Origin of the sequence: Acinetobacter sp. TR11, assembly GCF_027105035.1 — a bacterium.
In the GTDB taxonomy this organism is placed as follows: domain Bacteria; phylum Pseudomonadota; class Gammaproteobacteria; order Pseudomonadales; family Moraxellaceae; genus Acinetobacter.
The window spans coordinates 2412957-2438781 of sequence record NZ_CP114256.1; the positions used below are offsets into that span (position 1 = coordinate 2412957).

Sequence of the window (25825 nt, forward strand, 5' to 3'; positions counted from 1 at the left end):
TTTATCTCACCTTATGGGTTGGAACATGTCGCTAACATGTCATTTTTAGGGTCAATCACCTTGGTTTTGACATCAAGTAAACTCAACATCGTTGGAAACAAATTGTCTTGACTCAATTCACTCTTATTTTGCTTCGCTAAACATTTCATTTGTTCTGGAGCTTGTTTTTTCCAAAGATCAGAGAACCACATAAACATTGGAACATGGGTTTGTTGAGTCGGGGCAATTGCATAGGGTGCTCCATGTAAATACATGCCACTTTCACCTGTTGATTCACCGTGATCCGATAAATACCACAAGCCTGCTTCGTGTTGTGTTTGACCTTTTAACGTTTCAATCAATGAGTCCAAAACATAATCCGTATAAAGCAAGGTATTATCATAACTATTCACAAGTGCATCACGCGAACAACCTTGAATCGCATTGGTATCACATGTTGGTTTAAAAACTTTAAATTCTGCAGGAATACGTTTGTAATAGGCTGGACCATGGCTACCCATTTGATGTAGTACCACTAAGCGTGGACGCGTATCATCTTTAGGAATTGTTGCAAGATATGCTTTCAAGCTATCAATTAAAATATCATCAAAACACTCTTCATCTTTACACCATTTCTTTTGAATTGGCTCTGGAATCTTAAATTGTTCAACTCGATCACAAGTTCCCTTACAACCAGAATTATTATCAATCCATGTCACTTGATAACCTGCACGTTTTGCAATATCGAGTAGACCTTCACGATGACTTGCAAGTCGTTCATCATATTCTTTACGTGGCATACCAGAGAACATGCATGGTACGGAGACAGCTGTCGCTGTACCACAAGAACTCACTTGAGCAAAATTAATTAAATCCTGTTTCGCAAGCTTCGGATTGGTATTCTTAGCATAACCATTCAAAGAAAAGTTTTCTGCACGTGCCGTCTCACCCACCACTAAAACCATCAATTTGGGTAAAGCAGCAACATTCGCTTTCTGCATTGAAGCATCTTCACCATAAGTCAATAATGGTAAGTTTTCTTTAGGTGCTTTCTTCTTATAATATGAAGCAAATGAAGCAATCATATTTTGCGGTGAGATCATTCCCTTCAAATCACGGTTTTCACGGAATATCGCTGCAAAATCAACGTAAAAAACAAACAATAATCCACCAACCAAAGCCAATGAAACAATTGAAGCAATCACTTTTTTTACAATTTGACGCAGGATTGGTTCAGGCTTTAACTTCACCATCAAAATTGCAATGATGGGAAGCACTGTCATTCCTAATGTCCATACAACCAAATGCCAAGACCATGTATCACGTGCTTCAGCAACATCTGTTTGCATTAAATTTTGCACTTGATCTGATGTAATTAAAACACCAAGTGTATTCACAGTATATGAAGCAAAGCCACCAATAAAAACTAAAGCGATGGCTATTGGTTTTGCTGTCCATTTCCAGTTAAAAAGCTGAAAAATAAAATGATAAGCTGCAACAACTACAATGACGGATGCTGCGACAAACATTCCCGCTTTTATGCCAGTATAAGGCGTAAGCGATTGGATTTTTTCATAAAAAGCAAAGTTAAGAAAAATACCTAACCATATTGCAAGCAATAGATTAAATGCAAACAAGGATATCGATTTGGTCTTGAGTTTCTGTAGGAACATGATCTTCACAGTCTGAAAATAGATTTCTTAACTTGCTTAAGATAAGAATAAAAACTTAAAAATGACTTAAACTAAATAATTGAGAGTTAACAAAACAATGGATCTAGATCTAGGCATCAAAGCATATGTCAAAATAATTCATTCCAAAACAATGAATTCCATTTACTTTTCATCTAACAGTTGTCTTAATGTTATTGTCGAAAATCATTTTATTCAGTTAAATGATTATATTACAACATAATAAAATAGAAATAAAAAACACCCCCTAAGTCAAACTTAGGGGGTGTTTTTAGATACGAGATATTAGAATTTAAATTCTAAACCTAATCCTGCTACAGGTTGCTTATCTTTTTTGTCCGCTTGTTCAAGCGTTAGATAACCCGCATAACCGTATGTTTTAACTTGTTTGCTAAATGCATAGTCAGCACCAGCAATCACTTGTTTGGCTTTAAAATCTGCCGTGTTGTTTTTAAAACTGGTATCATTTTGGCTATATTGACCTTTTACCGTCCAATTTTTTGCTTGCGGAATATTATATTCAGCACCAATTAACCAACCTTGAGTATCATCAATATTTTCAGATCCGGCAGCGTTACCTTCAGCCTTTTCGACCTCTGAAGTTTGGTAAAGTGCTTTTAATGCTAAGCCTTCAACAGGATTTAAACGACCAATTGCACGAACTGTATTTGCAGCAGCAAAGACTGAACTTGCATAAGTACGTTTACTATTAATTGGATCTATTGTTGTTCCCACATCAGGATCAGATGCATTTAAAAAGCCACGACCTAAGAAGTTACTTGGAATTGCTTTGTCATAACCAATACCCGCCACGAGTAATGGATTTTCATAAGTAACAGATGCAGACCATGCATCACCTAAGCCACGACCAGCAACTTTCGCACCACCACTTGTCGCTTTGATGCCAGATGATTCACCCGTAGCAAGTAATGCGTTAAATTTAAATGCACCATCTAGTAATTTAACGGCTGGAGATTCATAAATCACCGTATTATCGATACGGTTTTCGCCAGTGAAAATACCACCAATATCAGCTTTATTCCCTACATAGTTATTGAATGTATCAACGACACTTGATAATTGCTTTACAGGCGTATCATGCTTACCAATCTTAACTGTACCTAATTGGCTGTCTTTTAAACCAATAAAACGGTTACGTTGGCTCCAATCAGTGGTGTCACCATCAGCACTTAAACCCCATTCTGCAGCATATACAGCGCTTAAACGATCGGTTAGTTTTTCATCACCCTTAATTCCAATAAACGAACTATTTGAGCTAATCTCCCAGACATCTTTATTTCCAATCGTTGCATTTTTTTCTGGTAAATAATCAACACTGGCATCAATTTCACCATAGATTGTTGGTGCTGCAAATGTTGAAGTTGCGAGTAAACCAAGCACTGCTGCTGTTACAATTTTGATTTTCATTGTTTACGTCCTAGCTAAATTTGTAACAAATCCTACACATTAACTTTATATGACAAAACGATTAAAATCTTATTTATTTATTCTATTTTCGACTAAAGTTTAATTTTTACACACATCAATTACACTTTATGAATTCTATAAAAAATATTTTTTTATTAATAAATTTCAATGAATTAAACAATATTCTCAAAAACACTATTCTATAAAAAATACTTAAACGCAATCACGAGACTTTGAGTTAAAACAATAAACTTTGCGGATGAACCAATATAAAAACCATCATTTATATTTCAAAATTAAGAAATATTAAAAGAAATTTGTAATAAAAATTTGTTTTCATCTTGTATTTTCTTTCCAATAGAAAATCGGGAATAGACTCAAAATAGCAATCATACAAATCAAACATAAGTAACGATAATATCCAATTGCATCAGCCAAAATTCCACTTCCTAAGTAGAGTAAACCACTCATCGTAGCCATAATTGATACCTGAAAAGTAAAATCTGTACCTGCAAATGCTTTGCGACTGTACTGCATAATCAAAGTTAAGATGGCCACCAATAACATTGCTGAACATGCATCTTCAAATGCATTGACGATATATAACCAAAATGGCGTAATCTGCTGATTAGTTTCATAGCCATAAGCAATGCCAGTATAAGCAACTAAACTGATAATCTTCAGAATTGAGAAAGTAATTAAACATCGTATTCTGGAAAAATGTTTTAATAAAAGCCCAGCAACACCTGCTCCTAGTAGCGCCGCCATGGCACCAAAAATAGTAATAAAAACGCCTATTTGGGTGTAATTTAGACCCATATCGACCATCAAAGGTTTTAATAATGGTCCTGCCAAACCATCAGCAACTTTAAAGCTCAATAAGACTATCAACCACGTTTTTAACTCTTGAGAAGATGTAAAATAAGTAAGATATTTTTTAATTGATTGGCTAAATGAAATCGAAGAAGTTGTCTGCGCGCTATTTGTAAAATCATGCCTAGGCTCTCGATAAAACAAAATAGGTATGGTATTCAAAAAAACTAGCCCAGCTAAAACTAAAAAAGTTTTCTGCCAGTCCAACCAATCTAAACACCACAACACCGCCCCACCACCCACAATAAATCCTAAACGTGAACCAATCACTTGAAATGTATTGCCCCAATGCTGTTGATCCTGTTTGAGTAAATTGACAGCTAAAGCATCAGTGGCAATATCTTGTGTCGCACCAGTGAAATTCATTAAAAAAAGTAGAGCAAAGAAAATAAATAAATAACTGGGTTGATCAAGTGCTTGAATAGGGAAAAATGACAAAATAACCAAAATAAAAACACTCGATAATTGCATCGGAATAATCCAACTACGGTAGTGCCCTAAACGAGAAAGCGCAAAACGGTCAACATACGTCGCCCAAAAGATTTTGATCGACCAAGGCAACATCAGTAAACCAAAACCACCGATATGTGCTAAAGAGACACCTTGTGCTCTTAAAATTACGGGTAAGGCATGGGTCATGAAACCTACTGGTAATCCCTGTGCCCAATATAGAGAAAACAATAAAATGTAAATCTGTCGAAGATTAAGCATTTAGAGTTTTCCAGAGCAATAAAAGAGAGAACTCAAGTATCCAATCCTTTCATTGATCTGGCAATAAAATCTTAGTTTTTGCCAATGCGAGACCTGTCATGAGCGTTTAACATAAATGGTAGTTGCCATCGTATTTACAGATTTATGCCACAATATTTTCCTGACTTACCTCCGTTAGTTCCGCAACGTGGAACGGTTTTCAGTCGTACTTTGTGTAGAAAACTGTTTTTAGGACAAGGTTGGACTGTGGTTGGAGAAATTCCAAACTTACCCAAAGCAGTTGCTATCATTTCTCCACACACTTCAAATATTGATGGTTGGTATGGTTTCTTAGCGATTGGCGGGCTCGGTTTAAAAATTACAGTTTTGGGAAAAGATACTTTATTTAAACCACCGTTTAAGCCGCTTCTAGATTGGGTAGGACTCATTCCTGTTCATCGTGATAGTACCAATGGTCTCACTGAACAAGTGGTCGCGACTATTCACAAATATGACAAAATTTGGGTTGGTATGGCGCCCGAGGGAACGCGAAAAAAAGCTGAAAAAATAAAAAGTGGTTTTTATCATATAGCTCATGCAGCAGGAATACCCATTGTGATGTTTGCTTTCGACTACGATCGCAAAACCATTTACAGCTTAGGAGCATTTACACCAACAGGTCACTATCAAAATGACCTTGAACAGATTATGCAGCGTTATGTTGGTCATTTTTCTCCAAAGAATCCTGCTTGGCTAGCAGAACCATTACAAAAACTTGTGAAAAAGGACTAGAAAATTGGGGGTAAATCTGCTCTGATGTGCCCATCTTTTTGTCTATTTTATCTCCACTTCATATGAAAATTGCTCGACTGTCTTGCTTGGCTTTATTCAGCTTAGCTTTATTTGGTTGTGATCAAACTGTAAAAAATGCTCCCCCTACAACTTCGATTAAAGCTCGTGAACCTGTTATCGCTTTGGCTTTAGGTGGAGGTGGTGCAAAAGGCTTTGCGCATATTGGTGTCATTAAAGTTTTAGAATCTCATGGCATTAAAGCTAAGATTGTCACTGGAACAAGTGCGGGTAGCTTTGTTGGAAGTATTTATGCAAGTGGGCAAACCCCTTATCAAATGCAAAATCTCGCATTAAAACTTCAAGAATCTGATTTGCGTGATCTTACCATCAATAGTCAAGGCATTATTTTGGGTCAAAAACTGCAAAACTATGTCAATACTCAAGTTGGTAACAAACCCATTGAAAAATTTCCAATTCGCTTTGCTGCGGTCGCCACTCGTTTAGACAATGGTAAAAAAGCTGAGTTTATTAAAGGAAATGCAGGTCAAGCCGTACGGGCCTCTTGTAGTATTCCCAATGTCTTTGTCCCTGCGGTGATTGGGAATACGAAATATATAGATGGTGGTTTAGTCAGTCCAATTCCTGTCAAAACTGCCAAAGATATGGGTGCTGATATTGTGATTGCAGTCGATATATCTGCGCGTCCAACAGGTGATAAACCATTAAGCATGTGGGGTTTATTGGATCAGACCATTAATATTATGGGGCAACAAAGTATTAATGAAGAATTGAGCCAAGCAAGTGTTGTAATTCAACCGAAAGTCGGTCATTTGGGTGTACTTGATCTGAAATCGAGTAATCAAGCAATTTTAGAAGGTGAAAAATCGGCCCAAGCGAAAATCACATCAATCCAAAATGCAATTGCAACGTTTAAGAAATCTCCTGCTGCATTCAAACCTGCACCAAAAGCTAAATTCTAATCATTACCTTCAGGGGGTTGCTGCAATTTTATAATAATCATCAGCCCCAATATCTAAAAAAACAATCTTTGTATATTCATAAACATAATGATCTGCTAAAGTGCCAAAGTGAATGTTTTTTCACCTAACTCAGTTTAATGATGCGAGCAAATCTATGGAATTTGTAGTTGAACCTTGGCACTGGTTTGTATTAGGAATTTTGCTGATCCTTTCAGAGTTGATTTTGACCGCTTTTGCTGCGTTATGGTTTGGCGTAGCCGCAATTATGGTCTGCATTTTATTATGGCTTTTCCCAATGATGGGCTTTACCACCCAAGTGGTCACATGGGGAATTTTATCCATTTTATGTACGATTCTTTGGTTCAAGTTTATCAAACCACTTTCAATTGATAAAACTAAAGCAGGTCTAGCGCGTGAATCAACAATAGGTCAAGTGGGTATGGTGATTAAAACTGGACTTGATCATGGACAAATCGTTGTACGTTTTCCCATGCCTATTTTAGGTTCTGATGAATGGAATTGCCGTTCTACAGCTCCAATACAAGTTGGTGATCGTGTCCGAGTAATTGATATTTTAGGTAATGATTTAGTCGTTCAACCACATAGCAACTCATAAACATAAAGAGGGTTTCCAATGCCTGTCGGTACTATTGTTGTCTTAGCACTTTTAGCTTTTATTGGCACAACTATTTTTAAAGGGGTACGTATTGTCCCTCAAGGGTATAAATGGATTGTGCAACGTCTAGGTAAATACCATACCACCCTAAACCCAGGTCTGAACTTTGTTATTCCTTATATCGATGAAGTGGCGTATAAAATTACAACGAAAGATATTGTGTTAGATATTCCATCACAAGAAGTGATTACTCGAGACAATGCTGTTTTAGTAATGAATGCAGTCGCTTATATCAATCTAACAACTCCAGAAAAAGCCGTGTATGGAATTGAAAATTATACATGGGCGATTCAAAACCTAGTGCAAACTTCATTACGTTCGATCGTCGGCGAAATGGATTTAGATGATGCTTTATCATCTCGTGACCACATTAAGGCAAAATTAAAAGCTGCCATTTCTGATGATATTTCAGATTGGGGCATCACCCTTAAAACAGTTGAAATTCAAGATATTCAACCATCTCACACCATGCAAGCTGCGATGGAAGCACAAGCAGCGGCTGAACGTCAACGCCGTGCAACAGTGACGAAAGCGGATGGTGAAAAACAAGCTGCAATTTTAGAGGCGGATGGTCGTTTAGAAGCTTCCCGTCGTGATGCAGAAGCTCAGGTAGTCCTTGCTGAATCTTCACAACGTGCGATTGAAATGATCACCACTGCTGTAGGTGATAAAGAAATTCCTGTTGCTTATTTATTGGGTGAGCAATATGTGAAAGCAATGCAGGATCTATCTAAATCAAGCAATGCAAAAACTGTGGTACTCCCATCGGATGTACTTAATGCTATCCGTGGAATTATGGGGAAACATTAATTTTAATAACTCAAATGTGTTACTGTTTGTAGTAGCACATTTGATCACATAAAAATTTTAAGCTCATGATTTATATTATAGGTTTAATCCTAAGTTTCATTTATTGTGGGCAAATTTTATCCTCAGAAATACAGTCTCGTAATACTTGTCATATGAAAAATGGTGACAAACCAAATGCATTTGTTACTATTTTCCCAGCTATTCCCTTTTTCCAAATTATATTTTTAATAATCAGTTGGCTATTAAATTATTTTTTCGATCCAATTGCGATCAAAGTTTTATGTACCTTATTTATCTTCCAATTTATTTTTTGGGTTATCAATTTTAAAAAGAAATCAAAAGAGCGAATAAAGAGTTGAGTATAACTGTACTTAAACTCATGATTTCAAAAAAATTATTGATTAATCAATTTTCGATCTTTGACTGGTCGCTGTTTTACGATCAAATCATAAGAATCTTGAATGAGATCCTGAACTAAATCAGCTGTGATATCTGAATTACTGGCAATCGAAATCCAATGCTTTTTATTCATATGATAACCCGCTGAAATTGAGGCATAGAGTTCTTGATATTCTAGACTTTTTTCAGGCTTACATTTTACAGTGATGATCAATTTTCCTGAGTAAGAACCAATCAACATAAACATCTTGTCAAAAATTTTAAATACTTCACAATCTGGGCCAAAAGGTTGTGACTGGATCGAAAAAGCAAGTTTTTGTCCATACTCCAGTGCCAATTGTTCTAGTTGATCTTCATTCATAAACCGTATCCTATTTCATTTTTATGGGTATACAGTCCTAGCTTAGATTAACTTTGACGTGCTAACAAGAATTGTGAAATCTCAACTAATTCTTTGGCATCATCGCCAAAATATGCCAATGCTTCAAAGGCTTGATCATGTAAATTTTGGGCATAAGCTTGAGCCTGTTGCAAACCCATCAAGGCGGGATAAGTAGATTTTTGTACTTGCTCATCTTTACCCGCAGTTTTACCTAAAATTTCAGTGCTCGCGGTAACATCAAGAATGTCATCTTGTACTTGAAAAGCTAAACCAATGGTTTGCCCAAATTGACGCAATTTAGGAATTGCTTGATCTGTCCCATTAAAGATGGTCACAGCACCCATCATAATCGCGGCTTGAATCAACGCACCCGTTTTATTACGGTGAATATTTTCTAATTCAGTTTGATCAACTTGTTTGCCTTCAGCCTGCAAATCCAAGACCTGACCACTTACCATTCTCGAACTGGCTGTCGCTAAAATCTGCATTTGTTTCAAGACAACTGCTGCATCTGTGCCCTGTCCCTGTTCATCAAACAAACGGCTTCCCAAAATCTCAAATGCCATTGACTGCAAAATATCGCCTGCCAATAATGCTGTATTCTCACCAAATGCGACATGACATGTTGGCTGACCACGGCGAAGCAAATCATTGTCCATACATGGCAAATCATCATGCGCCAACGAATAACAGTGAATTAACTCAACCGCAACAGCAGCACGACGTGCCGCCGCAAAATTGTGGTTCGACTGTAACGAAGCTGCTGCGTAGCATAACGCTGGACGGACACGTTTCCCCCCCAACATCACCGCATGATGAACCGCTGACTTTAAAGGTTCTGGAATGGAAAATGCAGCCAATGCTGTCAATAAATCTTGTTGAATACGTTGTTGGGCTTGTTGTAAAACATCCGCATTAACTTGAGAAATAGATGACACGATTGCCTCGGGAAATGATCTGATAAAATAGGTTTAACTCTTGCATCATAACACTATTTAGTTATGACAGGTAATTCAGCCGTTTTTAATGATTTTGTAATTTATCAATTTTTATTGTTTAGCTTACTTATAATAACCGAACCAATAAATTGGCTCGGCTTTATTAAAAACTAATGCTTATCCCACCAGTAACAACTGTTATTGGTGTTTTAAATATTAGTAAAAATTTTAAATTAATTTATCAATTACTTAGTTCAGAGCTCAATATCTTGCGGTTTACTTTTCGAACTAGTAGGAGGTGTGAATTCAACGCCGGCCTTTTTAAAAAGTTGTGGTAATTCAACCAATGCCATTGATGAGTTCTTAGCGATTCCTGTCACATCACCTACTAAGTTTTTAGCCCCACTTACTGTAAATCCACTTGATGTTAAAGATTGTGGATTTGAAATAATCGCTGTAGAAATCTGTGAAGCCCCACCAGCCAAATCTTTGGCCATTAATGTTGCAATACCAAAATTTTGTGCAGCAGCAAGTAAATATTTTTTCTTTTCTGCACTTAAATTTTTAATTTTTTCAATTGTTTCAGCTTCATCTTTTTTACTTGCAGCCATTACTTCATCAGTTGGTTTTACCAAAGAAGCTAGAATAGCCTCTTTTTCTTGTAAATTAGTTGTAGATTTAAGTGCTTTTAATTTAGCCTGAATCTCACCACTCATTTTACTTGTTGAAATCGTAGCAGCTAAAGCTGCTCGGCTTTCTTGAAAAAGTAAGTTAGTCGCACTAGCTTGTGTTAAAAAATCGGTAACATTAACATTGCTAGATGCTGATGTACCAATTACATTTTGGGTCATCTTAGACGCAAAATCTCCAAAACCTGCATGTGCATTTGAAATTGTACCCACTATAATTGTTGCAATTATAAGTTTTTTCATAAGATTTCCTTATTGAGTTGAATCTGCTTTTTGAACAGTTTGTTGAAGTAATGGAGGTAAATCATTTAATAATTGCAAAAGATAAGTTTCCTTATTATTTTGCATCGAAAAGCCTTTTAAATTAATTTCTTGTTTAACACCCTGAGTTCCAATTTTTTGTTGGCTCTCATTAAAAAAACGTACACCTGTCGTGACATCTAAAGTTACACGACAATTTTTATCATTTGCATCACATATAAGAGAGCTAGGTTCTACATTGACTTTAAATACTGGTTGCATACAAGTTTTTGGTTCAAACAATTTAAGATTTAACTGTTTTTTAAATCCTGCATTCTCAGTCATATATTGAATATTATCTTTCAGTGATCGACCTTTTTCTGACTGTACACCTGCGGCATAAAAAGGGTATTTGGAATATTTAGCAAATCCATAATATGTCATCATCGTAAAAGGTTTAAATTGAATGTCACCACTTTGTTCTGTGGGTAAAAATGTACATATTGAACGTGATAGATTTGAGTCTATCGCATTTTGTTGAGTATCTACCTGAATAACATCTCCCGACTTAACAGGAATCTGATCACTTTTACCAATAGGTGCATCAAGCTGTGCCGTGACTTCATTACCATCTCGAGAAATAACAGTTGCTTCCCAAATCGGAATCAAGACCTGTCTAGCAGAAATCGTTTGTGAGTTATAAATATTAATTTTTAACCCTATACTCAATTGTTTACCTTGATCTTGAATAGTAATGATTTGATTATTTGATTTGCTTACTTTTAAATCAGTACGAGTAAATTTTAAATCTTTTTTAAACGTCTCTGCCAATTTAATTAATGCATTTTTTAATGCAACTTCTTTCTGATTTTCAAGTGAAAATCCCATACCATCTGAAATAACATCCTTGATCTCATCATTTGCACGTGCAACATGAATAACTCGACCAGAACTATCAATCATTTCCGCCATGACATCACTATACACAAATTGCTGCTGAGTCAGTTGTCCAACTTTTTGTTCATAACCTATCACAGGTGTGACATATAAACGAATAAAAAATTCTGGTAACTCTCGGCGATTAATATCCTCAGCCTGTGCTAATTTAGTTTCTTCACTAATCGACTGAGCAAGCGCACTATAACGACGATTAACAGGTACTAGCGTAAATGCAGCATTATCTCCAGTTGCATCAGAAAAAATTTGTTCAACCAATTCTTTTGGCTCGTCTCCAAAGCGAATAACATCCATAACAAGTGCTTTAGGTTTACGGATAGACTGTCTAACATTAGAAGTTATTTTACTAAATTCTTTAGCATGACCACTTAACATGATAGGAATAGCAACTGCATAATCTCTATCCGCATGAACCACTCGAATAAGATCACCTTCACTTGAGCTCAATTCATCATTCTTACTAATGCCCTGATCAAATCCCTTATCCAAAATAAGATAAGATTTCCAGCGATCTATAATGGTTGCTTTAATTTCTGAAAGCTTTAATTTACTCTTTGTACTTTCTACAAGTTGTTGTACCAAGATGAGTAAATTGGCTTGGTATTGTGCAATAATTTTTTGATCAGTCGCAGTTTGACCCACATCACTACTTACAACTTTAATAGGCTGAACAAGTGTTTTACTTTCACTAAAAATAACTTCACCTGTTAAAATATTAGTCAGCTTAAATGACACTGTTAAAGGCAAGAATATTTCAGTTGTCGATTGTTTTTGTACAGAATATTCACTTGCACGTACCACATCCAAAGATGCAACATAAGTACGATTTTTGGTATTCTGCTCAATTTGTGTCACAACCTGATTTGGAAAAGCCTGTTGAAGAGCTTTTTCAAAATTTGTTTGTAACTGGGCTCTTAACTCAGGTGTAACTGCCTTTTCAAAATTACAAGATAGTGAAGACTCAATCATTTCTGATGGAGAGCTTAAAAGGCTCTTACATTTATGATGAGCATCATTTAAACCAAATAATCCCTTTGATGGATAAATCTGTAAGTTCGCATAACTATTTATACTGATGAGACTCAATAACCCTAAACTGAATAATTTAGTCTTTATTTGCATTGTGAACCACCAATACATAAAGTAATGGTATTACCCTGTTGTATTCTTTCAGCAGACGCCAATGTTTGATTTACTTGTCGAAGTGCTTTATTTAACTCCACAGTAAGAGGCTTATCACTTTTATAACCCATCGTGATTTCAACTAACTTTCCATCCTGACTTCGAATATTGATATTTTCTGTACCAGTAATCTGATCAAGGGCTTCATATAAATCGTCTCCTAAACGTGTAGATACATTATTGGTGATGCTTTTTACAAAAATCGTGATTTCTTTACCGTACATAGAACGGTTCTTGGCATAGTTTAAAATTTGTGGCCCGACATTACTAACTGCTAACTCTCCTAATTTAGCCGCAACATTGGTACGGCAAGCCTCAGCCGTCGCTCCTGATGCTGATTCAGTCCGTGTTTCCCCACCCATTAATGTCGCATCATCTACAGAATAGACTTTAAATGTCACTGCACCATCACATACATATTGCCCTGTTGCTGATGAACGACCACGATCAAAAATATTACTTGAACCTGCCATAAACCAGTCTGCTTTTGCTTCACGAGCAGCAGCAGCAAATTTAGCCAATTCAGCATCACTTAATAATTGTTGAATCGTCATACTACGCCCCTTTAAGTATTTACTTCTAAATAAATCTGAATCCATTAAACGTAGATCATATTTAGCCGCATTTTGAGCAATACTATTTAAGGTTTGATTGACTTTTTCTGGAACAACACTAGGAGTTTGGTATTCAACATATTTCACAAAGCTTTGAATATTATTTTGTCTTTCTTTTTGAGAATAACTTGCATCTTGTGACGCACTGTAACTCGCAGATGCTGAAGAACTTGATTTATTATTATGACTTGCTCTACTCCCTGCTGCATAAGCTCCAGAACCATACCAGTTGTCATAGCCACCTACATAGCCACTACTAGAGCGCCCTTGAGAAGATGCGCTTTCTCTGGAAGAAGCACTAGCTTTTTCACGACTTGCATACGCCGCTTTTTCATCATTACTATAACTTTGATCATTAAAATATGAGGTGAATTCTTTTACGGGTTTACTATTATCACGAGGAACACCAAAATATTCATCCATCACAATCATAATTGGACTGGTTCGGCTATTTTTCCTTGCTAAACCATAATCATTTAAGATGGTACGGAACTCCTTATCATCAATTTCTAGACTCACACGAGTCACTAAGTTATTTTCATTATCGGGTTGACTGCCCAAATTTGAAAAATAGGCTGGATTCACTTGATTTATAATTTGTGGTAATAACAGTTTTGCTTCTGACAATGATTGCATTCCATTAATTTTAATAATCAAAGCAGATACCGCATCAGCTTTTGCTAAATCAGATGCTGTATTTCGAGTCAAATTTTGATCTTTTTTAATAATAGGAGATTTACCTACACCAATTACACTAACAACTTCGGCATGAGCAATACTTGATATAACCACCCCAAAACCTAAAGCCCACAACCATTTTTTCATATAATACCTTTTACTTTTTATGTGGAAAATTAACACTGCATAAAATAATCTATAAATAAAAAAATATAAAGAAAAATTTAATATTAAATAATACTTTCTTATATAAATTTTCTCAAAAAACCAAAAAATCTAAATTTATTATTTTCAAAACACCAATCATAGATAAATTCATCTAAAAAAATAAAAATCTATAAGGAGAACTATGAATAAAAATGAAATAGGGATATTTAAACTATTTTTATAGTTACATCATTTTGCAACCTATCGCTAAAATAACAAAATATTTATGAGATATAATGTATCACATAGTGCTTAAAGACTTTCTAGGAATAAATAATTAGACCAAAAACGTCTTTAAGCCGAAATATGTTAGAATTTTTAGAAGATTAACTATCTAGAATCATGAGCTAAAGGTATCACCCGGTACACGAACCCAACCTTCCATCAAAACACGTGCACTACGGCTCATGATTGCTTTCTTCACAGCCCACTTCCCATCAATTAACTCGGCTTGAGCACCGACACGCAAAGTGCCAGATGGATGACCAAAACGAACTGCTTCACGTTCGCCACCCCCTGCTGCTAAATTCACTAAAGTACCCGGAATGGCTGCTGCCGTTCCAATCGCCACGGCTGCTGTACCCATCATGGCGTGATGTAACTTACCCATAGACAATGCACGTACCAATAAATCAACATCTGTTACTTCAACAGTTTTTCCACTTGAAGAAGTATAACTTTTAGGTTCTGAAACAAAAGCGATTTTAGGCGTATGCTGACGTGCTGCTGCTTCTGAAATATCTTTGATCAAACCCATATGAACTGCACCATGTGCGCGAATTTTTTCAAAACGCGCTAAGGCTGCGGCATCCCCATTAATACGATCTTGTAATTCTGTTCCTTGATAGCCAATATCTTCAGCATTCAAGAAAATAGTTGGAATGCCTGCGTTAATAAATGTCGCTTGGAATGTTCCAACATCAGGCACAACCAATTGATCAACAACATTTCCTGTAGGGAACATATCCCCACCCTCTTCGCCATCATCAGCGGGGTCTAAAAATTCAATTTGAACTTCTGCTGCAGGGAAAGTCACTCCATCTAATTCAAAATCACCTGTTTCTTGAACCTGACCATTGGTTACTGGGACGTGTGCAATAATGGTTTTTTGAATATTCTTTTGCCAGATGCGTACCGTACAAATCCCATTTTCAGGAATACGATCTGCATCGACCAAACCATTAGAAATAGCAAATGAACCGACTGCTGCAGTCAAGTTGCCACAGTTACCACTCCAATCTACGAAAGCTTGATCAATAGAAACTTGTCCAAATAAATAGTCAACATCGTGCTCTGGCTCTGCACTTTTTGCCAAGATCACTGTTTTACTGGTACTTGAAGTTGCACCGCCCATACCATCAATTTGTTTACCATAAGGATCTGGACTTCCTATGACACGTAGCAAGAGCAAGTCACGTGCTTTTCCAGCAACTTGTGCGGCTTCAGGTAAATCATTGAGATTGAAAAAGACACCTTTACTCGTGCCACCACGCATGTAGGTTGCAGGGACTTTAATTTGTGGTACTGAACTCATGTCAATTTCATCCTTTTATCATGTTCTTAGTGCAAGTGAATGTGAGCTTAAAGTATCGTAGAGTCATCTGAAATGCCATACGACTATACGATTAAAGCAAAACGGAATAGATAAAGCACATCGTGTATATTGAGTAAAGTTGAATAACTTAACAATGGCATGAAAATAAACAACTGCTGTTTAAAAAACAAAAGTCTGATTTAAATGTCTAAAATACCACCACCATATAGTTTACTATTCGTTCAAATATAGGATTTTAAATAACTTTTAAAAACTACTTTCCAGTCATAGCCAAGCTGTACTTTTACTAGGCTAAAACTTTGCAATCTATTAGAATATTCGAATTATTCCTCGTCGAGCTCAGTCCTTTGAACAACGATTCCTCTCAACTTCAGCGTGGACTTAAAAACCGCCATATTCAGCTCATCGCGATGGGTGGAGCTATTGGTACGGGCTTATTTTTAGGTTCTGCACAAGTCATCCAGTCTGCTGGACCATCCATTATTTTAGGTTATGCAATTGGCGGTCTAATTGCATTTCTCATCATGCGTCAACTCGGTGAAATGATTGTCGAAGAACCTGTCGCGGGTTCATTTAGTCATTTTGCTTATCAATATTGGGGGAAGTTTCCAGGATTCTTATCAGGTTGGAATTATTGGGTACTATATATCCTTGTTGCGATGAGTGAACTGACTGCTGTTGCAAAATACATTAACTACTGGTGGCCTCATATTGCGGCTTGGCAATCAGTGTTATTTTTCTTTGTGATTATTACGGCAATTAATCTAACTAACGTTAAATTCTATGGTGAATCAGAGTTTTGGTTAGCTATCATTAAAGTCACAGCTGTTGTGGCCATGATTTTATTTGGTTTATTCTTGCTTTTCACTGCTGATGCAAACTCAACCGCATCATTTAGTAACCTTTGGACACATGGTGGATTTTTCCCAAATGGTTTCGATGGTTTGTTCTATATGCTTGCCTTTATTATGTTTGCCTTTGGCGGAATCGAATTGATTGGTATGGCTGCGGCAGAAGCCAATGAGCCAAAGAAAACAATACCTAAAGCGATTAACCAAGTTGTAGTACGTATTTTAGTTTTCTATATTGGCTCTTTAACAATCCTATTATCACTTGTGCCTTGGAACCAACTTGATTTAGGTGGTTTAGACAAGAGCCCATTTGTGATGATTTTTAGTCAAATGGGAATTGGTTGGGCAGCTCATTTACTTAACTTTATTATCTTAACAGCGGCTTTATCTGTATATAACAGCGGTATGTTTGCCAATAGCCGTATGCTTTTCGGTTTAGCACAACAAGGAAATGCGCCTAAAGTTTTCGCTAAAGTAAATAAACAAGGTGTCCCGATTCCTGCTGTTTTATTATCTGCTTTATTGATTTTTGGTTGCGTACTGTTGAACTATTTTGTTCCAGAAGATGCCTTAGGTCATTTGATGTATGTGGTGGTTGGTGCTCTAGTGCTTAACTGGGCAATGATCAGCTTAACTCATTTAAAATTCAAAGCGATGGTGAAGCAAAAGAATTTAAAAACCAGTTTCCCTGCGTTATGGTCACCAATCAGTAACTACTTAGTCTTAGTTTTCATTGCAGTCGTGCTGTACATCATGTGGCAACAAGGTTTCAAAGAATCTGTGCTGATGATTCCGATCTGGATTGTATTAATGTTTGTGCTATATAAAGCTTTAAAGCTTAAAGCTAAAGACTAAATATCTGATCAAATTCATCAAAAAGTGGTTGCTTAGGCAATCACTTTTTTGTTTATAATCATAAAATTATGCGCTTATAGCTTAACTGGATAGAGCAGTTGCCTCCTAAGCGACCGACGTGGGTTCGAGTCCCGCTGAGCGCACCATTTTGTGGTCTACTTTAGTATTCACAAGAATATTTAAAATAATTAATTCAATAAAAATCAATTAAATATTTAGTTCAAAGATTAATATTCATCTCTATTGATCTACCAAAATCCATGTTTCTTTACGGTAATGTATACGGTAAACTCATTTTACCGTATAAACTGATACCGCAAAAATGCCAAAAGTTGTTGTACCACTTACAGATACAAAAATAAAAAAGACCAAAGCAGATCCTGAAAGTATTCAAAAGCTATCTGATGGAAAAGGTTTATTTTTAATGATCACCAAGAATGGAGAAAAATTCTGGCGTTTTGACTATGCTCGTCCTTATACAAAGAAACGTAATTCTATAAGCTTTGGTAACTACCCTATCATTGGCTTAGCAGAAGCGAGAATACGACGTGATGACGCTCGTACATTACTTGCTCAGAATATTGATCCTCAAGTCGACAAACTCAGAATTGAGAATGAGATATTAAATGCAAATAAGAATACCTTCTCAATCATAGCTCAAGAATGGGCAACCAAACAGAATTTTGCTGAAGCTACAGTTAAAGGACAGCAACGATTATTTGATGTCATCTTTAAGCATATTGGTAAAGTACCTATCCATGAGTTAAAGCCAATGGATATTTTAAAGATATGCCGTATTTATGAAAAAGAAGGCAAACATGAAACCGCAAAGAAAGTAAAAACTAAATGTGGTCAAATTTTTCGCTATGCTGTTTCTCTCGGGCTATGCGAACGAGATGTTACACAGGATTTAAGAGGTGTTTTGACCGTACCTGAAACCAAACACATGGCTGCGATCACTAATCCAGATCAATTCGCAAAACTCCTAAATGACTTAGATCATTATGATGGTTCAATCATCACTCAATATGCTTTACGTATTGCCCCTTTGGTCTTCGTTCGCTCAGGTGAATTACGTCATGCGAAATGGGCTGATATCGACTTAGAGAAAGGGCGATGGGAATATACTCCACCTAAAACCAAGAAAAAAACAGGTGTATCTCACATTGTTCCTTTATCCCCTCAAGTCATTCAAATGCTTAAAGAGCTTGCTGAAATTACTCAGGCAAATAGTGAGTATGTTTTTCCTGCTCTCACCTCGTGGGAACGTCCAATGTCTGAGAATACAATTAATCAGGCTTTACGTCGCTTAGGCTATACATCAGAAGAAGCATGCGGACATGGTTTTCGAGCATCAGCTAGGACTATTTTGGAAGAAGTACTTGAATACCCTGTTGAATGGATTGAGCAACAACTAGCTCATAAAGTCAGAGATATGCACGGCACAGCTTATAATCGCACCAAGCACTTAGACAAGCGTACTGAAATGATGCAGGCTTGGGCGAATTATTGTGAAATGCTAAAATCTGTGCCCTGATGGTAACTGATTAGGTCATCACCATAGGTATAGGTGGCAACAGGTTGCTGGTTTTGCAGTTCCATCAGCACAGACGCATACGGCATGTTGTGGTTATTTTAAACAACTATACGCCCAGTTTTTATATAATTTCTTTCAATAGCTTCCTCTAATGAGTCATCATGTTCAATCACAAAGAATAAGCGATTATCCATATATTCACGGCAGAGTTCATTTTTTTGGATGGCTTCCTCACGAACGGAAAAACAAAATTCTTGGAAGATATACTTCATTTTTTCTCCATAAGAATAAAATATTTCTTCACTCATTAAGTTATCATCAACATAATGCCAAAAACTCCATATCTCCCGATTACTTTCATAAAGAATATTAACTAATTCTTTAGTTAAGTTATATATCTCTATATTTTTATTTGATAAATCCAATCACCTGTAGAGAATATTTCATCTGTGAAATATGAATCTAAATACTTTAGTTCTATAACATCAATTTTATTTAAATCACTCTTTGATAATCTATCTATTGAATTAATTCCAATACATATAGAACCTTGAAGATCATAATCACCCCCATATATAAATATTTTTAAGACCCAATTTTTCTACTACTTTAACTGCCTCAAAATATGCATTCAGTAGAAAAATTTTTTGGTCATTAAGTTTCACCTTAAAGCTATTTAATACTTTATCAAACATTATCCACACCAACTCAATAAGACAAAACCAATCAAGTATTAATTTACTGCTATAATCTCATAATTTTCGTTCACTACTAATTCAACAAGACGCCCATAATCAATATAACAAACATCTTCATTAGCTTCCAATCCTACTACTTCTAAGGCTTTTTTTCCAAAATAACACATTTCTTTCCATTTCTTACTATACAAACATGCTGTTGTATAATTTTTATCCATAGTGTTATATATATCCATCATTTGACCAAATAATATTTCGACCTCGTCAACATCAAAGAATTCGTTCATCCAAGTAGCTTTATAATTTATAAAAGCATCTAAAAATACTGAAACTTCTGAAATTTCTTTAGTTATTTTATAATATTTTTTATGGTCAACAAACCATGCTGTAATTACTTTCTCCTGTCTTTCAGGAGAAAAAGTAAAAACAGAAAGTAAATCCCATACTATATCAATACTTGTTTTAAACATAATTAATTACCCCATTTCATAACATGATAATGAAAAGGATCATCTTTAAAAATATGGATTTCCTCATTTTTAACCCCAGTCGCCCCAACATTCCAACTATGATAATCCATTCTAAAAAGCTGACGATCTTTCCCCATAGATACACCTATGCCAAATAATTGACCTTCTGCATCTTTAGGACCTCCAAATTCAAATTTTACAGGAACCTTTTGGCTTCCAGTGATTTATCTATTTTCATTGATTAATACCAAGAGATAGGCTTAAAATCTATTTCTGACTTTATCTTAAATAAAAAATTATCATAATAAAATATTTCATTTAATTCATTAATTTCTACAAGATTTTCATTTAATGAAAACTGTTCCACAGAATATTTTAAGATCTCATTAATAAAATCCTCTAAATTATTTGACAATTTCCTAATATATAAAAAATCAGAAGAGATTTCAAAGACAGCATACGCATTTTCTTCCCAAAAAATACTAATATTATTTAGATTATTTAGTAAAAAAATTGGTATAAATTTAATATTGGCTATTTTATAATTCTCTAAGATTTCTTTAGCTTTTAGAAAAGTTACACATGGAAGTACAAGACCACCATCAAAAATCTCATGCAAGCCAATAAAAAATTGATTATTGATTATTGATTTTAACTCCTGAATATAAAATCTACTAGCTCCTTTTCCTAAAACATCTTTTCTAAGTAATGAAAAAATTGCTAAAAAATAATACTCCTCTATATCTCTGTATTCAAAATCAATATTATATTTTCTCAACAAATCTTCAAAAATCGAATAATTGCATTCAACCACAATGTTTCTTTCAGATGTCAAAATAATATTTGCATATCTCCTTACAACATCCCAAAAAAAATTACTCTCTTTATTCACAACAAGTAAATATTTAAAACCCTCATAATAAGTTGATATCCTACCCTCCTTAAATAACCATAATAACTCCTGAATTATTGAACATACCTCATCTTTAAAAACCTTATTAAAAAGATAAGCCAATGCAGCCTCAGCATGTAAAGTTCCATCATCCTCACTATCATTCATTAAAAAAAATAATTTTCTATCTTCAAATGAATTAATAGTTAAAAATATTTTCTCTTCAGAAAGAGTTAATAATTTTAGCAACCAAAGTTGATCATTATTCATTATCAAGGTGCTCTTCTAATATGGTAATGATATGGTAAATCATAAAAATAATTTGCATCCTTAACAGGATTCCTACTTTCATGACCCTTATGATAATCCATACGCCATATTTGACTCACGTCCTCCATTTTTTTACCAAGTCCAACTCCTAAACCTGTTAATCGCCCTTTGCCTATTTTATCAAGTCTAAGCTTAATAGGAATTCGATGTTTTCCACCATTCCACATATTAAACTCATAGTCTATTGGAATAGATGATTGTGGTAGATATATGACAAACCTATCAATTTTAACATGGTGGTGTTTCAAAATGTATGCTGATCATTTTAACATCACTATACAAAACCGTGGTTAATGTAAAAGAATCCAAGATTAAAAGCTTTTACATGATTCAATACCTTCTTCGAAAAACAGCATGTTCTTCTTACTGCTCGCCTTATGCGGTGTCTTAATCGGCAGTTGTTTCCTTCTATCCCGACTGTATAATATTTCCCTTCTTGGTCCGGCTTAAAAATTTTGATGAAACTTTCCCAATGATCACTCGATATACAATCATAAGTAATACCCAGTTCTTCTAAACGGTTTTTTAGCCTTTGTGCTGTATGAGCATCTCTTCCTCCCCATACAAAAGCCACTATTTCTCCGCTACTTCTATCATAGACGTACTGTAGCCAATGCTTATCTTTCTTGTTGCCTACAAATGTCCAAAATTCATCAACTTCCAAGCATTTATAATGAGTTCTTTGAGGAATTATTTCATGATTTGATTGTGTAAGCGTTTTAAGTATCTTGCCAATACTAAACCTCGTAATCTTTGCAATATCCCGAATGCCACAACATCGCACAAGCATAAGCAAAATCAATTTGACCGCTTTTGAATGACAGCCTAAATACGTCAAATTATGGTCACCCACAAACTGCCTATTACATTCTTTACAACGATAGTTTTGCTTACCATCGTGTTTAATGCCATTCTTCTTTATACTTGTACTCTGGCATCGAGGACAATGAAGTTCTATTTCGATTTTCACACATTTAAATATAGCTGAATTGTTCCTCGTTGCCTCCTTTTCTTATGAGCATACTTTTTAGAACACCACCTTTAACATTAGGCTTAGATAAATAAGGTCCCCACTCTGCAAAAGATAGTGTCATTAATGTTCCACTATGTCTTAACAAACTTTCTGTTGCATCATCCAAATCAACATTCTTATGTTGATCCTAGACAGTATCGTGGACAACCGATCCCTCTAAATTCTTGAAATATTTCTGTTCAAAGGCTTCTGGACTTAACCAGCCATTTGCAGAATGCCTTCTGATTCGATTGTAGTAAACTTCAATATACTCAAACAAGATAGCATTTGCCTCTTTTCTCGTAGAAAATACACTGCCATGTACTACATGCCCCTTCAGGGTATGGAAGAAGCTTTCGGTCACTGCATTGTCCCAACAGTTTCCTCGTCTAGACATGCTTTGAATACAGTTATTCGTCAATAATAGCGCCCTAAAATCACGACTACAGTACTGACTACCTTGATCCGAATGCACCATGACACCCGTTGGATAACCCTGACGAGCCATTGCATAATTAAACGCATCACACACCAATTGGCGGTCTATTCGATGGCTGGTTTGCCAACCCACAATACGACGGCTGAATAGATCTAGCATCACACATAAATACAGCCAGCCTTCTTTAGTTCGGATATAGGTAATATCCGTTGTCCAAACTTTATTAGGCTGAGTAACTGTAAATTGACGATCCAACAAGTTAGGCGCTGTAGGCAAACGATGGTTTGAATCAGTCGTATGCTTGTATTTACGTGCAATCCTGCTACGTAAACCAAGCTTTTTAAGCATTCTTCCAACGGTTCGTTCGCTCATGCTGTAACTTAAATCATGCATGTCATGTACTAATGAAGGTGCACCCAATCGTGCATGATGCTGCCAATATACGGCTTTTAAATCATTATATTTCTGCGCTAGATTGGCCTGGCGTTTTCGCCAGGCATAATAGCCTGAAGTGCTGACACCCAGGCATTTACAGGCAGAAGATACAGTGACTTCATTCACATCCATATCTTGAATTACCGTGTACTTTTCTTGGCATGATCTGTCAGAAAGTACACATGCGCTTTTTTTAAGATGTCATTGGCTTCCTTGAGCTGTTTGACTTCTTTTTCTAATTCCAAGATCCGCTGTTGTTCAGGAGAAAGTTGACGTTTGCTTGAACCTACTGGATTGGCTTCACGAATCCATTTATCTAAGGTTGAATAACCCACACCTAATTTATGGGCGATTGCAGCTATAGGCTCGTGGGAGTTTGAAAGTGCATGATCAATTGCTTGCTGTTTAAATTCCGGACTAAAACGTTTAGCCATTTCTTGGATCTCCAAAGATTGAAGTTACGTTATCTTTAGAGGGACATGCTGTCCATTATTTTGGCTAGGATCACTGAAGGCTTAGCCAATATCATGCTAGATGCACTTAACAATGTGAACCAATCTCTTACTGTTAAACGTCTCATGCAATGGCACCAATGGCTTTTTAATGATCCTGATTGGACAATGCAACGTTTACGTATTGGTCAACTCAGAGGTTCAGAACCAATGCAGGTTGTCTCTGGTCGATTAGATTATCCGACAGTTCATTTTGAAGCACCTCCCAGAGAAGGACTAGAAGAACGTTTAGAAACCTTTATAAATTGGTTTAATAACAGTCTAACCGACGCTTTGCTTGACCCCTTACTTCGTGCAGGTATTACTCACTTATGGTTTATCACACTCCATCCTTTTGATGATGGTAACGGTCGTATTACACGTACCCTCACAGACCTTGCCTTGGCACAAATGGATGAACAGAGTATTCGCTTGTATGCAGTATCCCCCGTTATATTAAATAAACGCAAAAGTTACTATGAAATATTAGAACAAACCCAAAAAAATGATTCCAATATCACTAATTGGCTTATTTGGTTTTTAGACACCTTAAATGACAGCCTTGAAACGACATTAAAGCAAATTAATCGAACATTGTTTAAAAGTCAGTTTTGGCATAAATATTCAAACTTAGATATTCATGAAGGACAACGCAAAGTATTGAATCGCTTATTAGATGGTGGTGAAAATGGCTTTGAGCATGGTATCAGCGCCTCACAATATCAGAAGGTTGCTAAAGTCAGTAAAGCAACGGCTACCCGTCACTTATCTGACTTGCTCGAAAAAGAGTGTATAATCAAATTGGAAGGTGGTGGGCGCAATACTCGCTATCAGATCAATACTCAATTATAAAAATCGTACTTTTATTTTTTACGGTATATTTTGCGGTAAAATCAACTTACCGCATAAATATTTTCATTATTTTTCAACCATATAAATCAACGTTTCGAGTCCCGCTGAGCGCACCATTTAGATAATTGAGATATAAACGATAGTATCCTTGAATAAGTTAATAATAATTTGATTTTAAAATGAATATTTAATTAGCTAACAACACTTTCGCTTTGGTGAGTAAATCTTGTTGGTTTATCTCAGACGGATGAAAACTAGCTTTATAGAATGCTAAATAATCAGGTAGTAAACGCCACGTCATTTGAGTCAGTCCTAAAAGCGTTTGAGCATTTTTCAAAAGTTGTGCTGGGGAATACAAGGTATTTTTGCGGTCTTGCCAGGCAAGATGACTGGTCATCACAATAGTGCTAGTTATAAATCCGACAGTAATGGTTCGCATACTTCTACGGCGCTGCGCTAGATTAGCAAAAACTTGCTGATATACATCAAAAGCTACATGCTTATGCTCAATTTCTTCAACAGCATGCCAAATCCATAGATTCTTCATGTTTTCTGATAAACCTTTAAACATGACATTTGGATACTGAAGCATATAACCAGCCATCATTGCCGTAAAATGCTCAAGTGCGACCGTTGCAGCCAATTGACGGCGTTGACTCAAAGTCCGTAAGCGAATCATCTCCTGCTCATAAGCCTTTTCAAATTTTTTTAAATGATATTCACTGCTTTGCACCAATTGATTGAACTCTTCATGCGCGCGGGCATGATGCGCCTCTTGACCAATAAAACCTGAAATATCTTTTTGTAATTGTTCATCATGAATTTGATCACGCACATTACGAACAGTTTCTACAAAAAAACGTTCTCCCTGTGGAAAGCTCATAGATAGTGCTGTGAGAAAATGTGACATAAGCGTAGATTCAGTATAGTGCGCTTTGATTTTCTCAGGTTTAAACTGCGTTTGGCGCACCGTAATTGTATTATGTGACATTATGGCTTTCCTTCCCCTAAAACTAAAGCGCAAACAGCTTTAACTACATTAATAAGACCATCAAGAAATCATATATTCAACAGCAAGCCGACAAGAGCTACATCATCTCTTGAACAAGCTTAGATATAAATTTCTACTTAGTTCTAAATTGGAACTGTGATTAAATTATAATCTACTATTCATGCTGTCAATTTGTTTTTCATGTATTTTCT

General features: G+C 35.9%; 23 protein-coding genes, 1 tRNA gene and 1 pseudogene. 8 read left to right on the forward strand and 17 right to left on the reverse strand.

Annotated features, from left to right (window positions below):
• Window positions 1–11: 11 nt before the first annotated feature.
• The 3 genes from O1450_RS11495 to O1450_RS11505 form a co-directional block, all read right to left on the reverse strand.
• Window positions 12–1652 (reverse strand): phosphoethanolamine transferase, encoded by a 1641-nt coding sequence (locus O1450_RS11495; protein WP_269228518.1) that lies wholly within the window; start codon window positions 1650–1652, stop codon window positions 12–14.
• A gap of 303 nt (window positions 1653–1955) precedes the next feature.
• The gene (locus O1450_RS11500; RefSeq protein WP_269228519.1) at window positions 1956–3098 is read right to left on the reverse strand and encodes a porin; all 1143 of its coding nucleotides are present in this window, start codon (window positions 3096–3098) and stop codon (window positions 1956–1958) included.
• A gap of 336 nt (window positions 3099–3434) precedes the next feature.
• The gene (locus O1450_RS11505; protein WP_269228520.1) at window positions 3435–4682 is read right to left on the reverse strand and encodes an MFS transporter; all 1248 of its coding nucleotides are present in this window, start codon (window positions 4680–4682) and stop codon (window positions 3435–3437) included.
• A 144-nt stretch (window positions 4683–4826) separates the two neighbouring features.
• On the opposite strand from O1450_RS11505, the gene O1450_RS11510 reads away from it, so the two are divergent.
• From O1450_RS11510 to O1450_RS11525, 4 genes are all read left to right on the forward strand, one after another.
• The gene (locus O1450_RS11510; protein ID WP_269228521.1) at window positions 4827–5453 is read left to right on the forward strand and encodes a lysophospholipid acyltransferase family protein; all 627 of its coding nucleotides are present in this window, start codon (window positions 4827–4829) and stop codon (window positions 5451–5453) included.
• A gap of 62 nt (window positions 5454–5515) precedes the next feature.
• Window positions 5516–6433: a patatin-like phospholipase family protein gene (locus tag O1450_RS11515; RefSeq protein WP_269230467.1), complete on the forward strand. Its 918-nt coding sequence runs from the start codon at window positions 5516–5518 to the stop codon at window positions 6431–6433.
• Window positions 6434–6587: 154 nt separating this feature from the next.
• Window positions 6588–7049, forward strand: a complete 462-nt coding sequence (locus O1450_RS11520) for an NfeD family protein (RefSeq protein ID WP_269228522.1) — start codon at window positions 6588–6590, stop codon at window positions 7047–7049.
• A gap of 18 nt (window positions 7050–7067) precedes the next feature.
• Window positions 7068–7919: an SPFH domain-containing protein gene (locus tag O1450_RS11525; RefSeq protein ID WP_269228523.1), complete on the forward strand. Its 852-nt coding sequence runs from the start codon at window positions 7068–7070 to the stop codon at window positions 7917–7919.
• 394 nt (window positions 7920–8313) lie between these two features.
• On the opposite strand, the gene O1450_RS11530 is transcribed toward O1450_RS11525, so the two are convergent.
• The 6 genes from O1450_RS11530 to prpF all read right to left on the reverse strand — a co-directional run bounded on the left by O1450_RS11530 (window position 8314) and on the right by prpF (window position 15739).
• Window positions 8314–8679 (reverse strand): MmcQ/YjbR family DNA-binding protein, encoded by a 366-nt coding sequence (locus O1450_RS11530; protein WP_269228524.1) that lies wholly within the window; start codon window positions 8677–8679, stop codon window positions 8314–8316.
• Between the two features lie 47 nt (window positions 8680–8726).
• The gene (locus tag O1450_RS11535) at window positions 8727–9638 is read right to left on the reverse strand and encodes a polyprenyl synthetase family protein (RefSeq protein ID WP_269228525.1); all 912 of its coding nucleotides are present in this window, start codon (window positions 9636–9638) and stop codon (window positions 8727–8729) included.
• A gap of 254 nt (window positions 9639–9892) precedes the next feature.
• A complete protein-coding gene (locus O1450_RS11540) occupies window positions 9893–10570 on the reverse strand; it encodes a hypothetical protein (protein ID WP_269228526.1) in 678 nt (225 codons plus the stop codon).
• A 9-nt stretch (window positions 10571–10579) separates the two neighbouring features.
• Window positions 10580–12646 carry a hypothetical protein gene (locus O1450_RS11545; protein ID WP_269228527.1) on the reverse strand — a complete coding sequence of 689 codons (2067 nt, stop codon included), beginning with the start codon at window positions 12644–12646 and terminating at the stop codon, window positions 10580–10582.
• On the reverse strand, window positions 12637–14145 hold the full coding sequence (locus tag O1450_RS11550; protein ID WP_269228528.1) for a hypothetical protein: 1509 nt from the start codon (window positions 14143–14145) through the stop codon (window positions 12637–12639). Before O1450_RS11550 ends, O1450_RS11545 begins: the two co-directional genes overlap by 10 nt.
• 400 nt (window positions 14146–14545) lie before the next feature.
• Window positions 14546–15739, reverse strand: a complete 1194-nt coding sequence (gene prpF / locus O1450_RS11555) for a 2-methylaconitate cis-trans isomerase PrpF (RefSeq protein ID WP_269228529.1) — start codon at window positions 15737–15739, stop codon at window positions 14546–14548.
• Window positions 15740–16107: 368 nt separating this feature from the next.
• Between prpF and O1450_RS11560 the strand changes: the two genes are divergently transcribed.
• The 3 genes from O1450_RS11560 (at window position 16108) to O1450_RS11570 (ending at window position 19003) form a co-directional block, all read left to right on the forward strand.
• The gene (locus O1450_RS11560) at window positions 16108–17466 is read left to right on the forward strand and encodes an amino acid permease (RefSeq protein WP_269228530.1); all 1359 of its coding nucleotides are present in this window, start codon (window positions 16108–16110) and stop codon (window positions 17464–17466) included.
• Window positions 17467–17536: 70 nt separating this feature from the next.
• Window positions 17537–17612 (forward strand) — tRNA-Arg (locus tag O1450_RS11565).
• A 176-nt stretch (window positions 17613–17788) separates the two neighbouring features.
• The gene (locus O1450_RS11570; RefSeq protein ID WP_269228531.1) at window positions 17789–19003 is read left to right on the forward strand and encodes a tyrosine-type recombinase/integrase; all 1215 of its coding nucleotides are present in this window, start codon (window positions 17789–17791) and stop codon (window positions 19001–19003) included.
• Between the two features lie 98 nt (window positions 19004–19101).
• Here the strand turns inward: O1450_RS11570 and O1450_RS11575 are convergent, their stop codons facing one another.
• From O1450_RS11575 to O1450_RS11605, 7 genes are all read right to left on the reverse strand, one after another.
• On the reverse strand, window positions 19102–19428 hold the full coding sequence (locus tag O1450_RS11575) for a hypothetical protein (RefSeq protein WP_269228532.1): 327 nt from the start codon (window positions 19426–19428) through the stop codon (window positions 19102–19104).
• Between the two features lie 308 nt (window positions 19429–19736).
• The gene (locus tag O1450_RS11580; RefSeq protein WP_269228533.1) at window positions 19737–20171 is read right to left on the reverse strand and encodes a hypothetical protein; all 435 of its coding nucleotides are present in this window, start codon (window positions 20169–20171) and stop codon (window positions 19737–19739) included.
• A gap of 2 nt (window positions 20172–20173) precedes the next feature.
• Window positions 20174–20308, reverse strand: coding sequence for a hypothetical protein (locus O1450_RS11585; protein ID WP_269228534.1), 135 nt, complete (start codon window positions 20306–20308; stop codon window positions 20174–20176).
• A gap of 104 nt (window positions 20309–20412) precedes the next feature.
• Window positions 20413–21333 carry a hypothetical protein gene (locus O1450_RS11590; RefSeq protein WP_269228535.1) on the reverse strand — a complete coding sequence of 307 codons (921 nt, stop codon included), beginning with the start codon at window positions 21331–21333 and terminating at the stop codon, window positions 20413–20415.
• Between the two features lie 2 nt (window positions 21334–21335).
• Entirely contained in the window at window positions 21336–21560 is a 225-nt protein-coding gene (locus tag O1450_RS11595; RefSeq protein ID WP_269228536.1) for a hypothetical protein, read from the reverse strand.
• Window positions 21561–21667: 107 nt separating this feature from the next.
• Complete coding sequence (locus O1450_RS11600; protein WP_269228537.1) at window positions 21668–22363, reverse strand: IS1 family transposase; 696 nt, start codon at window positions 22361–22363, stop codon at window positions 21668–21670.
• Window positions 22364–22553: 190 nt separating this feature from the next.
• Window positions 22554–23713 (reverse strand): IS3 family transposase gene (locus tag O1450_RS11605; RefSeq protein ID WP_269228538.1). Its coding sequence is split into 2 segments (ribosomal slippage): window positions 22554–23479 and window positions 23479–23713, totalling 1161 coding nucleotides; the frame shifts between segments, so codons are not numbered across the junction.
• A gap of 72 nt (window positions 23714–23785) precedes the next feature.
• Between O1450_RS11605 and O1450_RS11610 the strand changes: the two are divergent.
• Window positions 23786–24622 (forward strand): annotated as a pseudogene (locus tag O1450_RS11610) (Fic family protein); the annotation flags it as partial.
• Between the two features lie 187 nt (window positions 24623–24809).
• Here the strand turns inward: O1450_RS11610 and O1450_RS11615 are convergent.
• Window positions 24810–25613, reverse strand: coding sequence for a metal-dependent hydrolase (locus O1450_RS11615; RefSeq protein WP_269228539.1), 804 nt, complete (start codon window positions 25611–25613; stop codon window positions 24810–24812).
• Between the last annotated feature and the right edge of the window lie 212 nt (window positions 25614–25825).